The sequence below is a fragment of the Prosthecobacter sp. genome (assembly GCF_049294395.1).
GTDB lineage: Bacteria > Verrucomicrobiota > Verrucomicrobiia > Verrucomicrobiales > Verrucomicrobiaceae > Prosthecobacter.
Genome location: NZ_JBAQCR010000320.1, coordinates 1 through 13,161 on the forward strand (window position 1 = coordinate 1; position 13,161 = coordinate 13,161).

Genomic DNA, 13,161 nt, shown 5'->3' on the forward strand with positions numbered 1-13,161 from the left:
CCATCCAAAAGGGCCTGGCCTCCGTGCTTCAGCAGATGGAAGGCGCCGTGGACGGTTTCTCCAAGGATGCAGTGTCTGACATCGGCAAAACCTGCGATGGCCTGTTGACGGAAATCCTCGCGAAAAAGTAGTCGGTGCCCCTCACCTTCATGATCTCCTCCATGGAAAGATACCCCCAAATGAAACGCCCCTGGTCCCGCTTTCAAGTTCTCGCCGCCGCCTGCCTGCTGGTGCTGGGAGCCACGTGCGTCTATGCGACCGTGGATGAGTCCCATGACTTTGCCATGGAGGCCGCCACTCCGTTTGTGGAGCAGGGCTTCATCGTGCGTGAAGACTACTGGAACGGCGAGGTGAAGAGCGGACAGAAGCTCCAGATCACCCACCAGCTCTTCAAGGGCAACGAATACGCCTTCTGGCTCGGCACGAGCCAGGAAGGGGTCACGCTCGACATGAAGGTCTACGATGAAAAGAACCAGCCGGTGCAGATCAATGCCAAGTCCGACAAGTTCTTCATGAGCGTGCGCGTCAATCCGCCGAAGACCGGCACTTACAAGATCGTCTTTGAACTGAAGTCGAAGACGGATGCCGGCGTGCTCTGGGCGCTGGCCTATGGCTACCGCTGATGCCCGTCGAAACGCTCACTTACGAGACGCCACAGTTCCTCCAAAAACTGATTGGCAATGACCTCGGCAGTCTGCGGCTGATCGGTGAGTCATTCGGCGTGAACGTGACCAGCCGCGAGGGCTGGGTGCGTTTGGAGGGCGAGGAGAAACCCATCGCCTCAGTGCGCGAGGTTTTCACCCAGCTTGAAAAAGTGCGCCGCAGCGGTGGCGATGTGTCTGCCGGCATGGTGCGTCTGGTGACCGAGAGCGTGCAGCGTGAAATGGGCGATGCCCCTGCGGATGCCATCATGCAGCTGAAACTGCTCGGCTCCGGCAAGCGTCCTCCCGTGCTGGCCAAGACGCGCGGGCAGATCGCCTACGTGCAGGCCATGCGGGAATGCGAAGTGGTCTTTGGCGTGGGGCCTGCGGGCACTGGCAAGACCTATCTCGCGATGGCTCAGGGCCTTCATTACCTCAAAGAAAAGCTCGTGCAGCGGCTGGTGCTCACCCGTCCTGCCGTGGAGGCTGGCGAGGCGCTGGGCTTTCTGCCGGGTGACTTGAAGGAAAAGATTTTCCCCTACCTGCGTCCCCTCTACGACGCCCTCTATGACATGCTGGAGCCTGAGGAGGCGGAGCGCCTCATCGAGCGCGGCAGCATCGAGATCGCGCCGCTGGCCTACATGCGCGGGAGAACGCTTAAAAATGCCTTCATCATCCTCGATGAAGCGCAGAACACGACCACCGAGCAGATGCTGATGTTCCTGACCCGTCTGGGGGAAGGGGCGCGCTGCGTGGTCACGGGAGACCCTTCACAGATCGACCTGCGTCGTCATGTGAAGTCGGGGCTGAAGGAGGCCGTCGAGCTGCTGCAGGACGTGGAAGGCGTGCGTTTCGTGGCTTTTGCCCCGAAAGACATCGTTCGTTTGCCGGTCGTGCAGCGTATCATTGAAGCCTATCAATCCGGGCGGAGCCGTAAAAATGAGACACAATGGCCCAAACAGGATGAAGGTCCGGGGAAAGATTCTTGTCCCAGCCCCGATGTATGATAGCTTCATAGCCGTCCCCTCTATTTTTTAACACATGTTCGAGTCCATTCGTCGTGCCCGCTTGCAACGCGAAGGGCTTTCCTGCGGTAAAACCCGCCGAAAGCACCAGGAAGGGGATCTGCTTGACGAGATGCGCACGCATCCTGCGGGCACGGTGGGGGCTTACGTCCTGTTTTTCGTTGGCATCGGCATCCTGATGCGCCTCGGCACCCAGGTGGAGGCCGGACTGCCCGCCGTCACCTGGCTGCATATGCTCTATGCTGGGGCCATTGGCTTTGCCATGGTGGTGCATGAGCGCGTGGCACTGCGGCATGACATCTGTGACAACGGCGTGCTCCTGCTGGTGCTGGGCACCATCTTCACCCATCTTGCCCTCGTGGTGCTCATGCTGGATCTGTCCTTCAGCCAGAGCTGGGGCAAGACGCTCAAGGCCATCGTGCTGCCTCATGCCTTTGGCCCGGTGGTGCTGTCCGTGATTCTTGGTCGGCGCATCGGCCTCTTTGGGGCCATCTACGCCACCCTCTTCGGGGTGCTGGTCTGCATTTCCATTTCGGCTCCCACCTACATGGCCACATCGGCCCTGCTCGGCTTCACCGGAGTGCTCCTCACCAAGCATGTGCGCCGTCGCAACCGTCTCTTCATGGCGGGGCTCTACGTCGGACTCGTGGCCATGGCTTATTCGCTCCTGCTGCATGAGGCCGCTGGCGTCATCATGGAGGAAAAAATCGGCCGCATGGTGGGCCTGCCGCTGCTCATCGGCGTCGTCACCGGCATGGCCGTGGGCGGCTTGCTGCCGGTGATGGAAAGTGTCTTCGGTGTCACCACGGATGTGTCCTGGCTGGAACTCGGAGATTTGAACCACCCGCTGATGCGCCGCCTCAGCATCGAAGCACCCGGCACCTACCATCACAGCCTCGTCGTGGCGAATCTCTCCGAGGCCGCTGCGGAGAAGATTGGTGCCAGCGCCAGCATGTGCCGCGTGTGCGCCTACTTCCATGACATCGGCAAGCTCAGCAAGCCGGAGTACTTCATCGAGAACATGGACCCCTCGGCCAATCCGCATGAGGACCTCACGCCGCGCATGAGTGCGCTGGTGATCATCGCGCACGTCAAAGACGGCGTCGATCTCGCCATCAAGCACAACCTCAACTCGCGCATCATCGACGTCATCGAGCAGCACCACGGCAACTCCCTCGCGTGGTTCTTCTACCGTCAGGCGCTGGATCAGAAAGCCGAGGTGGAGCGTCTGGTGAAGCAGGCCAAGGCCAAGGAGGACGACGTCCCGCAGGTGAGCGAGGAAACCTTCCGCTATCCGGGCCCGCGCCCGCAGTTCAAGGAATCCGCCATCATCTCCCTGGCAGACGCCGTGGAGAGCGCCTCCCGCACGCTGGACAAACCCAATGCCTCACGGATTGAAACGATGATCGACGACATCGTGCAGGCACGCATGATGGACGGCCAGCTGGATGAATGTGATCTCACCATCGCCGAACTGGCCAGGATCAAGGCCAGCTTTGCCAAAACCCTGCTCAGCATGATGCATGGCCGCATCAAATATCAGAAGGCTGTTGAGACCAAGCCTTCAACACAGCAGGCTCATGCAAGGGAGGAAGCCAAGCCCGTGCTGGTGGGCGATGAAGAAACTGAAGCTTCGGCAAAAATCGTCGAAGCCTCCTTTTCCAGCCCCGCCGCTGACGAGACCGCCCCCGTCAAGAAGCCCCGCAGCCGTAAATCTCCCCCAGCCTCCGCCGCCTGATGCCGCTGCCGAAGCTCCGTATTTATAACCGGCAGAAAGCCCACTCCATCCCGCTGCCCTGGCTGCGGCGCATCGGCAAAGCCGCGCTGCCCGGGTGCCTCGCCGCCCTCAAGTTTCCCGACGCCCCGCTCGCCTCGCTGGAGGAGATCGAGATCACCATCGTCGATGACGCCGACATCGCCCGCGTGCACGCCGATTTCCTCGACGATCCCACGCCCACGGACGTCATCACCTTCCACCACGGCGAGATCCTCATCAGCGCCGACACCGCCCTGCGCCAGGGCACTGAGCACGGCCAGACCCTCGACCACGAGGTGGCCCTCTACCTCGTCCACGGCCTCATGCACCTCGCTGGCTGGGACGATCATGAGCCGGAAGAGGCCAAAGAGATGGCACAGCGCCAAGAGGCCATCCTGCAAGGAGCATTGGCCGCAAAGAGCCTCAAAAAGGCACAAAAAAACTGATCAAGATCAGATCTGTTTTTGCGAATTTTTGCGGCCAACGAATGCCTTACTGCTCCAGCACTTTCAGCGCATTGCGCAGCAGCGTGAGTCCTGCTTCCTGGCTTTTTTCCGGATGGAACTGCACGGCCACGAGGTTCTTTTTGGCGATGCCGCTGATGAAGCTGACGCCGTAGTCGGTGCGGCAAAGGGCGAGGGATTCATCCTGCACGTCAGGGTAGTAGGAGTGCACGAAGTAGACGTATGTCGGATTTGGCAATCCGGACCACACGGCAGCCTGTTCTGGAGCCCACTGGGCGACGTTCCAGCCCATGTGGGGGATCTTGAGGCCGCTGGTGGGATCGAACTTGCGCACCAGACCTTTGGCCACGCAGAGGCCTTCCACGCCGGGGGATTCTTCGCTGCTTTCAAACAGGAGCTGGTAGCCCAGGCAGATGCCGAGGTAGGGCTTTTCCGCCTTCAGCCAGGCCTGCAGGGGTTCCCACAGGCCGGTCTCCTTGAGGATGCGGATGGAGTCGCCAAAGGCACCCTGACCGGGGAAGACGAGGACATCAATGGCATCGAAGTCTTCCGGCTTGGTGACGAGGTTGGCGTGGGCGTCGATCGCATCAAAAGCATTCAGCACGCTGCGGAGGTTTCCGCCGCCGTAATCAAGCACTCCGAGTTTCATCACAGTACGTCCTTGGTGCTTGGGATGCCGGTGACGCGGGGATCATGCTTCGTTGCAGCATCGAGTGCGCGGGCGAGGCCTTTGAAAATGGCTTCGGCCATGTGGTGCGCATCGCGACCACGGCGGATTTCGACGTGAAGCGTCGCCAGCAGGCTGGAGGAGAAAGCGCGGAGGAATTCTTCCACGAGCTGGTAGCTGAAGCGGTTCACTCCGCCGATGGCTTCGACGCCCTCTGGCGCGTGATAGCTGAGGAAGGAGCGGCCGCTGAGGTCGAGCGCGACTTCGGCGAGGGTTTCATCCATGGGAAGAAGCCAGAAGCCGTAGCGCACGATGCCCGCCTTGTTGCCCAGGGCTTCACGGAAGCAGTTGCCGAGCACGATGCCGGTGTCTTCGACGGTGTGGTGGTAGTCCACCTCGATGTCGCCCACGCACTTCACCTTGAGGTCAAAGAGGCCGTGCTTGGTGAACAACGTCAGCATGTGGTCAAAGAACGGCACTCCGGTGTCGATCTGTGATTTGCCGGACCCATCGACATTGAGTTCGATCTCAATGTCGGTCTCGGCGGTTTTGCGGTGCTGCTTGGCGGTTCTGGCTTGGCTCATTGGGGGAGGGGCAATGAACACGCGTTTCCCCGTAGTGCAACCGTCTCGGTTGCCTCATCACAGGCGTCAGGCGAGCAGGCCCTTCACCAGCTTTCCTTGGATGTCCGTGAGCCGGTAGCGCCGGCCCTGGAACTTGTACGTCAGGCGTTCGTGGTCGATGCCGAGGAGGTGCATGAGCGTGGCGTGGAAGTCGTGGATGTGGAGGCCGTCCTTCACGGTGTTGTAGCCGAAGTCGTCGGTCTCACCATAGACGGAGCCTGCCTTGATGCCGCCGCCGGCGAACCAGGCGCTGAAGCAGCGGGGGTGGTGGTCGCGGCCGAAGTTGGTGCTGATCTTGCCCTGGCAGTACGCCGTGCGGCCGAATTCGCCGCCCCAGACGACGAGGGTGTCGTCCAGCAGGCCGCGTTGCTTGAGGTCCTTGACCAGTGCGGCTGCGGGCTGATCGGTTTCTTTGCAGAGTTTTGGTAATGCACCGGGCAGACCGCCGTGGTGGTCCCAGTCCTGGTGGTAGAGCTGGATGAAGCGCACGCCTTTCTCTGCAAGACGGCGCGCCTGGAGGCAGTTCGCGGCAAAGGTGCCGGGTGTTTTCACATCGGGTCCGTAGCTGTCGAGGATGTGCTGCGGCTCATCGCTGAGGTCGGTGACTTCGGGGATGCTGGTCTGCATGCGGAAGGCCATCTCGTAGTGGTCGATGCGGTTTTGAATTTCGGCATCGGGCGTCCCGGCAAACTGGTGTTCGTGCAGTTCCTTGAGGCGATCCAGCATGAGCCTGCGGCTGTCGGCGCTCACGCCTGCGGGATTGCCGAGATAGAGCACCGGGTCCTTCGCGGCGCGGAAGAGCACGCCCTGATGCTTCGTGGGAAGGAAGCCGCTGCCCCAGAGGTGGGAGCCGAGCGGCTGGCCGCCTTTGCCCTTGGTGATCAGCACGGTGAACGATGGCAAATTCGCATTTTCCGCGCCGAGGCCGTAGCTGAGCCACGAGCCGAAGCTGGGCCGTCCGGCGATCTGCGAGCCGGTTTGGAAAAACGTGACACCGGGGCCGTGATTGATCGACTCTGTGTACATCGAGCGGACCACGCAGAGATCATTCGCGATGCTCGCGGTGTGCGGCAGCAGTTCGCTGAACCAGCCACCGGCCTGACCATGCTGGGTGAATTTGAAGGGAGAGCCCACCATGGGAATGGAGGACTGATTTCCCGACATGCCGGTCAGTCGCTGACCACCGCGCACGGAATCGGGAAGCTGCTCTCCGTTGCGTTTGTTGAGCAGCGGCTTGTAGTCAAACAGGTCCAAGTGGGATGGACCGCCGGACATGAAGAGGTAGATGATGCGCTTGGCCTTTGGCGCAAAGTGAGTGCCGCCGAGCACGCCATGGTCTGCGGGTTCGGAGCCTTGGGCGAGAAGCTCGTTCAAAGCGATGCCGCCGAGGCCCATGCCAAAGCGGTTGAGGAGTGTGCGGCGGTTGAGAGGTGAATTTGAAGGGTTCATGGGAGCTGCGGTAAGAAGCGAGTGCGAGTCATGAAAGGCACTCAATGAAGGCGGGGAGTCGTTTGTTTTTTGCCTGACTTAGTGATGGAAAGAGCGAAAGCGCGACAGCGTCTTGGAGTGCGGTGGGAAGCGCAGCGCCACACCGCTTTCGCAGGCCGGACGGCAGTTTCAGGCTCAAGAACAGCCTGCACCTCGCGAAAGCGGTGTCGCCGATGCAGGCTTGCGCCGTGCATCTCTGCCACCGCACTCCAAGACGCTGTCGCGTTGATTGAATGCGCCCGGCTGGGATTCGTGTCCTTGAGCAATTTGCGTTCATGAAAGAGCTTTTAAGAGAGGGCGGTCAGTGGTTCAAATCTCACCGTTTCACCACACAAGCATCGTGGTTCAAGAAGGCCTGTGCGAGCACCGTTGCCGCAGCGGCTTGTGGCAGGGGGATGGCGGGATTGCGTTTGGCATTGCCGGTTTTAAGCAGTACTTCCGCTTCTTTGGGAACGGCTTTGAAATGGGTGAGCTGCTCTTGGTAGAGCTGGGTGCAGATCTGCACTTCCTTGGCATCCGGTTTGCGGCTGAGGCAGCGGAGGAATCCGAGTTCGATCATCTTGGGGAGATTGCCTTTGGTTTCGAGGTGGAGCTTTTCGCCGAGGACACGGGCGGCTTCGACGTATTGGACTCCGTTGAGGAGGATGAGGGCCTGGAGGGGGGAGTCGGTGCGTTCGCGTTTGGAGATGCAGACGGCGCGGCGTGGGGCATCGAAGGCGACCATGGCGGGCGGGGGGCTGGTGCGGCGCCAGTTGGTGTAGATGCTGCGGCGATACACGGCATCGCCCGCGCTGGGGCCCATGGGCTTGAAGGCTTCGGTCATTTCATAAGGATAGACCGGCGCACCACCCATGGTGAGTTTGAGCAGGCCGGCGGCTGCGAGGGCGTTGTCGCGGATCATCTCGGCAGGCAGGCGGAAGTGCGGGCCGCGTGCGAGCCATTGATTCTCGGGATCGTCGGCCATGGTCTTGGCATCGGCGATGCTGCGCTGGAGATAGACTTTGCTGGTGACGATCTCCTGAATCAGCGCCTTCACGTTCCAGCCGCTTTGAATGAACTTCATGGCGAGGTAATTGAGCAGCTCTGGATGCAGGGGGCGCTCGCCCTGGCTGCCAAAGTCTTCCGCCGTCTTCACCAGTCCGCGTCCGAACAGGCTCTGCCAGATGCGATTCACGGTGACGCGGGCGGTAAGTGGATGGTCGGGTGCGGTGAGCCACTGCGCGTAGCCGAGACGGTTCTTGGGGGCTTTTTTGGGGAAAGGGGGAAGGAACGCGGGCGTGGCAGGGCCGACCTCGTCACCGCGCTTGTCATACTCGCCACGTGTCAGCACATAGGCCTTCTTGGGCTGCGGCAGTTCTTGCATGACCATGATTTCCTTCTGCGCATCGGCAAAGGAGGTGACCTCGGCACGTGCGGCTTTGAGTTCAGCGAGCAGCGGTTCCAGCTTGGCATCAAAGGGCAGGGAGAGGTCGCGATTGAAGATGCGCAGGTCATCCACCAGGCCGTTTTTGAAACCACGATCACGCATGCGCTCGCCGAGGCTGATGTTGTCATGGCCACCGCCGGTGATGTTCTTGGTGAGGTGGTCTTTGATGATGTCCACGGCGGCCAGTTTGCCATTGATGAAGATCTTCAGGCCGGAGGCGCGGCTGCTGCCGTCGTTGGTCACGATGACTTGGGTCCACTCATTGAGCGGCACCTTGGCCTGCGTGCGGATGGAGATGGCGTTGCCGGGCCAGAAGTGAATCAGGGACCACTTGATGCGGCCGTTTTCGATGAGGAGTTCATAGCCGCGGCTGGCTGCATCTGTCCAAGCCTGGGAGCGATGCAGCACCACGGCGCGATCTTTCTCATCCGGCGTTTGCAGCCAAAGGGAGATGCTGAAGGGATCGTGACGTTGGAAATTTCCGAGCGGTGTGTCCACCGAGTCATCGCCGGTGAACTGGATCGCGCTGCCGAGTTTGCCGGACACGAGTTTGTTTTCGCCTTTGAGGATTGCCTCGGGGCCCGGAGGTGGGGCTTTGGCGTCTTTCTTTTTCTGTGCGGGTGTTTTGTCCTTCGCGTCTGCGGCTACCTTTGGCTGAGGAGGTGCGGGTGGCGGTGCGGGATGGAGGGCATCGGCGAGCTTGTTGCCTTTGAGTTCGTCGAAGGTGAAATGGGCGATCTGGCCTTCGAGGGATGCGGGGATGCCGTCGCGAAGGGCCAGAGTGGGGGCGGAAATGCCCGCGTTACTCAGCTTTGCTTCCAGCGCTTTCACCTTGGAATTCAGTGCCGCCATTTTCTCTTTGGCGGGTGCGTCCATCATCATGAGCGCGGGTGTGGGCGGGGAGGGAGTGAAGTAGGAATACAGGCCTGCTTCGTCGATGTTCTGCAGCATGGAGAACAAACCGTAATAGTCCTTCTGCTTGATGGGGTCATACTTGTGATCGTGGCAGCGTGAGCACTCGAAGGTAAGGCCGAGGAAGGCGGTGGCGACGGTCTGCACGCGGTCGGCCACGTACTCCACGCGGTACTCCTCCTCGACGCTGCCGCCTTCGCTTTCCTGCTGGTGCATGCGGTTGAAAGCGGTCGCGAGAATCTGTTCGTCGGTCGGATTGGGCAGCAGATCGCCCGCGAGCTGCCAGATGATGAACTTGTCGAAGGGGAGGTTCTCGTTGTAGGACTTCACCACCCAGTCGCGCCAGGGCCAGACTTCGCGTTCGCGATCCACCTGGAAGCCGTAGCTGTCGGCGTAGCGGGATACATCCAGCCAGTCCACCGCCATGCGCTCGCCGTAGTGAGGTGAGGCGAGGAGGCGGGTGACGAGATGCTGGATGCTTGATGCTGGATTGAACTCGTGTTCGGCGACGAAGGTGCTGATTTCTTCAGGGGAAGGCGGGAGGCCGGTGAGGTCAAAGCTCAGACGGCGAATGAGGGTTTCGGGTGTGGCTTCGGGCTGCAGTTTCAAGCCCAGCTCTGACAGTCCGGCGGTGACGATCTTGTCGATGCTCTGATCCTTGGTGGATTCGGGCTTCAAGGAGATGAATGCCCAGTGGGCTTCATACTCCGCGCCTTCATTGATCCATTGCTTCAAGATGGCGATTTCAGCGGGCGTCAGATCGCCGAGCTTGGACTTGGCCGGTGGCATGTGATCGTCGGCATCGGTGGTGAGGATGCGCTGGATCAGCTCGCTGACTTCGGCTTTGCCGGGCAGGAAGGCTTTGGCCTCGATGGCGGCATCGCGCTCATCCAGTCTGAGATCGGCCTCGCGCTTCTTGGGATCAGGGCCGTGACAGAAGAAGCACTTGTCCGAGAGGATGGGCCGCACATCGCGATTGAACTTCACCTTTGCCGGGGCAGCCGGGAGCAGGGCGGGGAAGGTGAGGAGGAAAATGAGAAGCCGGTGCATGAGTGGAAGGATGCTGCCAGAACAAACGGCGCGCGCCTATGCCTCTTTATGGATGTTTTGTGTCTTATTCTGCTGCGGGATGTGCGAAAAGCTGGTGAATGAAGGCTGCGTTTGCGTATCTGATTCCATAGATACGCATGCCGATCCGCCGCAAATACCTCAACTACACCACGCCGTGGGGCGTGGATCTGGCGCGCGTGGCGCAGTCTGGCTGGACGCCGTTTTTGATTCATGAAAGCGGCTATCAGCCAGCCTTGGACAATTGGAATCATCAGGGCGTTGATTCGCCATTTTGGCGTTTCTATTACAACCCGAAGCCGGGCTGCCATCTGCTGTTTGAAGGGCGCAAGATTCCGCTGGGGCCCAAGTGCGCGGTGCTGATTCCGGCGGATACGGTTTTTGACTGCTGCGGCCCGGTGAAGGCGAGCCACTTCTGGCTGCACTTTACCACGGCGAGGCCGGGTGTGTCGATTCCTGCGGCCCCCATTGTCATTGAGGTGGATGATGTACTGCGAGTGATGCTGAGCCAGATGATTGCGACGCATCGTGAGCCCCCTGCTGAATTGCGCGATCATCGGCTGCATCATTTGAGCGCGGCATTGCTGCATACGGTTTTTGCCGGGTTGGAAACGGAAGCGCCGCCGGTGATGCCCGAGCGGCTTGCCGAAGTGCTGGCACTCATTGCGCGTGCGCCGCACGGCAAGCTGACGAACCCATTTTTAGCGGAGCGTGCGGGGATGAGTGTGGAGAGGTTCATCCGTGCGTTTCGCGAACACACGGGGCAGACGCCTGCGGCATATGTGCTGGGCACTCGGGTGCGTCTGGCGGGTGAGGCATTGGCGCTGACGGACAAGACGATTGAGCAAATCGCCGTGGAGTTTGGGTTTCCGAACCGGCATTACTTCAGCCGCATGTTTGCGCGGCAGGTGGGGTGCGGGCCGGGGGAGTTTCGACAGCGGCAAAGAGAGCGGAAGGGAAGATGAGGCGGGAAAGCATCAGTGCTGGAATTCATTCGTGATAAACACCGCCCCTGTTGTGCATTCCGCTCGTATTCGCCTGATCCATGAGCGAGAAGGAATCCTTGATGCTGCGTTACATTCTTCTCTGGTTCGTCATGCTGATCATTGCGATCGGCAACGGCGTTCTTCGTGAAACGACGTTTGGCAAAGTGCTGGCCGAACTGCGTGCGCACCAGCTTTCGACACTCATTGGAGCGGTGCTCATGGGCGTGTTCATCTGGTTTGTCATCCACGAGTGGCCGCCATCTTCCAGTGGAGAGTCCTTCACCATTGGGGCTGTCTGGCTGTGCCTCACCGTTGTCTTTGAGTGTTTCATGGGGATGGTGCTGCGCAAACGTCCGCTGGCCGAGGTGCTGGCCGACTACGACTTGCTGGCCGGTCGCGTGTGGGTGCTCTTGCTGCTCTGGATCATGGTCGCGCCCTGGCTCTTTTTCGTTTTGAGAAGTGTCTGACAAAGCAGAGCTGGCACCTATATTGTTGATGCTGAAACGGCATGTCTCTTTCCGCCTCCATCTCGCTCAGGACAGTCAAGCTTCTCCATACTTGCGTGTGGGCATTCTTCGTTGCCTGCATCATCGCCATTCCCTTCGCGGCCATTCATTCGGCTTATGGGGTGGCGGCGCTCCTGACTGGCGTCGTGGGCATTGAGGTGCTGGTACTATTCCTCCATTCCTGGCAGTGCCCCCTGACTGCTGTCGCTGGGCGCTACACGACCGAGCGTCGCGCCAACTTCGACATTTACCTGCCTGAATGGCTGGCACGCCACAACCAAACCATTTTTGGCACCCTTTACGTGGCGGGCGTCCTCTTCACCCTTGTTCGCTGGGCGCGCTCCTAGTGGGCGGCGTTTCGCACCTCTTCATTTGTTGATATTATACGGCATGCTTTTACCACTCTCAAATCGCACCGTCGTCGGGGCTCTCACTGTGCTTGCGGTGTTTCAGGCGCTGTCTGCTTTCTTCGGTGCTTTCCTCGCGGTCGCACGCAATGGGGCTGGTGTCTCCTTGGAGAATCTGGAGGGCAGCCCGTTTACCACCTACCTCGTGCCGGGCCTGATCCTTGGCGGGGTCGTCGGCGGCACCCAACTGGCCGCTGCGGTGGCGCTGCTGGCGAAGCGACGCATGGCGCTCCTGCTCTCAGCCGTGGCCGGATTCGGCATGCTCATCTGGATCTTCGTGGAGCTGGTGATCATACGTCAGTATTCCTGGCTCCAGTCCGCGTATTTCGCGCTGGGCGTGCTGGAACTGAGCTTCGTTCTGGCCCTGCTGGGAATTGCACCCACGCTTTGTCAGCCGCTGCAGTGGCCGGAGGTGGAGCGCTCCTGTGCGACTGACCTCCTTGACGAGGGATAGGTCACGGTTGAGGAAGCATCCCAAACATGGATGACGATGACGACTTTATGGGGCAACTTGATCGTCGCAGGACCACAGCGGCAGGCAGCAAAGTCCTCCGCAATGCCGGCGTGATCGGAAAGGCGGGTGAGCAGGTCAGCGCTTTGCAGCTTCGCTTTATGCCAGCACACCCTTCACGAGATTCCCGGCGATGCCGGTGAGGCGCATGTCGAGGCCCTGGAACTTGTAGTTGAGGCGTTCGTGATTGATGCCGAGGAGGTGCATGAGGGTGGCATTGAGATCGTGCACGTGCACGGGGTCGCGGACGATGTTGTAGCTGTAGTCGTCGGTTTCGCCGTAGGTGGTGCCTTTCTTCACGCCGCCGCCGGCCATGAAGAGGGAGTAGCAGCGCGGGTGGTGGTCGCGGCCATAGTTCGTGGCGGTGAGCGTGCCCTGTGAGTAGATGGTGCGGCCGAATTCGCCACCCCAGACGATGAGCGTGTCATCGAGCAGGCCGCGTTGCTTCAAATCTTTGATGAGAGCGGTGGTGGGCTGGTCGGTATCGCGGCATTGGCCGCGGATGGCGGCGGGCAGGCCACCGTGATGATCCCAGCCCATGTGGAAGAGCTGGATGCAGCGCACGTCGCGTTCGGCCAGGCGGCGTGCGAGCAGGCAGTTGGCCGCAAAGGTGCCGGGCTTTTTGACATCGGGGCCGTAGCTGTCGATCACGTGCTGCGGCTCTTTGGAGGTGTCCACAAG

At 60.5% G+C, this 13,161-nt stretch carries 13 protein-coding genes; 8 read left to right on the plus strand and 5 right to left on the minus strand.

Annotated features, from left to right (window positions below):
- Positions 1-179: 179 nt before the first annotated feature.
- Genes WAW39_RS21210 through ybeY form a run of 4 tightly spaced genes read left to right on the plus strand, consistent with a single transcriptional unit; the run spans position 180 to position 3,868 of the window.
- Complete coding sequence (locus WAW39_RS21210) at positions 180-623, plus strand: hypothetical protein (protein WP_422321161.1); 444 nt, start codon at positions 180-182, stop codon at positions 621-623.
- Entirely contained in the window at positions 623-1,648 is a 1,026-nt protein-coding gene (locus WAW39_RS21215; RefSeq protein WP_422321162.1) for a PhoH family protein, read from the plus strand. The genes WAW39_RS21210 and WAW39_RS21215 overlap by 1 nt, the downstream gene beginning before the upstream one ends.
- A 34-nt stretch (positions 1,649-1,682) precedes the next feature.
- Positions 1,683-3,404 (plus strand): HD family phosphohydrolase, encoded by a 1,722-nt coding sequence (locus tag WAW39_RS21220; protein WP_422321163.1) that lies wholly within the window; start codon positions 1,683-1,685, stop codon positions 3,402-3,404.
- A complete protein-coding gene (gene ybeY, locus WAW39_RS21225) occupies positions 3,404-3,868 on the plus strand; it encodes an rRNA maturation RNase YbeY (protein WP_422321164.1) in 465 nt (154 codons plus the stop codon). The genes WAW39_RS21220 and ybeY overlap by 1 nt, the downstream gene beginning before the upstream one ends.
- Positions 3,869-3,914: 46 nt before the next feature.
- Here ybeY and hisH read toward each other — a convergent pair whose 3' ends face one another.
- The 4 genes from hisH to WAW39_RS21245 form a co-directional block, all read right to left on the minus strand.
- Complete coding sequence (gene hisH / locus WAW39_RS21230; RefSeq protein ID WP_422321165.1) at positions 3,915-4,535, minus strand: imidazole glycerol phosphate synthase subunit HisH; 621 nt, start codon at positions 4,533-4,535, stop codon at positions 3,915-3,917.
- Complete coding sequence (gene hisB / locus WAW39_RS21235) at positions 4,535-5,137, minus strand: imidazoleglycerol-phosphate dehydratase HisB (protein ID WP_422321166.1); 603 nt, start codon at positions 5,135-5,137, stop codon at positions 4,535-4,537. Before hisB ends, hisH begins: the two co-directional genes overlap by 1 nt.
- Before the next feature lie 66 nt (positions 5,138-5,203).
- Positions 5,204-6,625, minus strand: coding sequence for a DUF1501 domain-containing protein (locus WAW39_RS21240; protein WP_422321167.1), 1,422 nt, complete (start codon positions 6,623-6,625; stop codon positions 5,204-5,206).
- A gap of 355 nt (positions 6,626-6,980) precedes the next feature.
- Positions 6,981-10,052 carry a DUF1553 domain-containing protein gene (locus tag WAW39_RS21245; RefSeq protein WP_422321168.1) on the minus strand — a complete coding sequence of 1,024 codons (3,072 nt, stop codon included), beginning with the start codon at positions 10,050-10,052 and terminating at the stop codon, positions 6,981-6,983.
- Between the two features lie 137 nt (positions 10,053-10,189).
- Between WAW39_RS21245 and WAW39_RS21250 the strand changes: the two genes are divergently transcribed.
- From WAW39_RS21250 to WAW39_RS21265, 4 genes are all read left to right on the plus strand, one after another.
- On the plus strand, positions 10,190-11,035 hold the full coding sequence (locus WAW39_RS21250; RefSeq protein ID WP_422321169.1) for a helix-turn-helix domain-containing protein: 846 nt from the start codon (positions 10,190-10,192) through the stop codon (positions 11,033-11,035).
- 80 nt (positions 11,036-11,115) lie between these two features.
- The gene (locus tag WAW39_RS21255) at positions 11,116-11,523 is read left to right on the plus strand and encodes a hypothetical protein (protein WP_422321170.1); all 408 of its coding nucleotides are present in this window, start codon (positions 11,116-11,118) and stop codon (positions 11,521-11,523) included.
- A 95-nt stretch (positions 11,524-11,618) separates the two neighbouring features.
- On the plus strand, positions 11,619-11,909 hold the full coding sequence (locus WAW39_RS21260; protein WP_422321171.1) for a hypothetical protein: 291 nt from the start codon (positions 11,619-11,621) through the stop codon (positions 11,907-11,909).
- 43 nt (positions 11,910-11,952) lie between these two features.
- Positions 11,953-12,423 (plus strand): hypothetical protein, encoded by a 471-nt coding sequence (locus WAW39_RS21265; protein WP_422321172.1) that lies wholly within the window; start codon positions 11,953-11,955, stop codon positions 12,421-12,423.
- A gap of 156 nt (positions 12,424-12,579) precedes the next feature.
- Here WAW39_RS21265 and WAW39_RS21270 read toward each other — a convergent pair.
- Positions 12,580-13,161 (minus strand): DUF1501 domain-containing protein (locus tag WAW39_RS21270; protein WP_422321173.1); only part of this gene is annotated, 582 nt, incomplete at its 5' end.

Coding starts and splice junctions, on each gene's coding strand:
- ybeY (WP_422321164.1), top strand. CDS start 3,404: ATGCCGCTGCCGAAGCTCCGTATTTATAACCGGCAGAAAGCCCACTCC.
- WAW39_RS21245 (WP_422321168.1), bottom strand. CDS start 10,052: ATGCACCGGCTTCTCATTTTCCTCCTCACCTTCCCCGCCCTGCTCCCG.
- WAW39_RS21240 (WP_422321167.1), bottom strand. CDS start 6,625: ATGAACCCTTCAAATTCACCTCTCAACCGCCGCACACTCCTCAACCGC.
- WAW39_RS21250 (WP_422321169.1), top strand. CDS start 10,190: ATGCCGATCCGCCGCAAATACCTCAACTACACCACGCCGTGGGGCGTG.
- WAW39_RS21255 (WP_422321170.1), top strand. CDS start 11,116: ATGAGCGAGAAGGAATCCTTGATGCTGCGTTACATTCTTCTCTGGTTC.
- WAW39_RS21220 (WP_422321163.1), top strand. CDS start 1,683: ATGTTCGAGTCCATTCGTCGTGCCCGCTTGCAACGCGAAGGGCTTTCC.
- hisH (WP_422321165.1), bottom strand. CDS start 4,535: ATGAAACTCGGAGTGCTTGATTACGGCGGCGGAAACCTCCGCAGCGTG.
- hisB (WP_422321166.1), bottom strand. CDS start 5,137: ATGAGCCAAGCCAGAACCGCCAAGCAGCACCGCAAAACCGCCGAGACC.
- WAW39_RS21265 (WP_422321172.1), top strand. CDS start 11,953: ATGCTTTTACCACTCTCAAATCGCACCGTCGTCGGGGCTCTCACTGTG.
- WAW39_RS21210 (WP_422321161.1), top strand. CDS start 180: ATGAAACGCCCCTGGTCCCGCTTTCAAGTTCTCGCCGCCGCCTGCCTG.
- WAW39_RS21215 (WP_422321162.1), top strand. CDS start 623: ATGCCCGTCGAAACGCTCACTTACGAGACGCCACAGTTCCTCCAAAAA.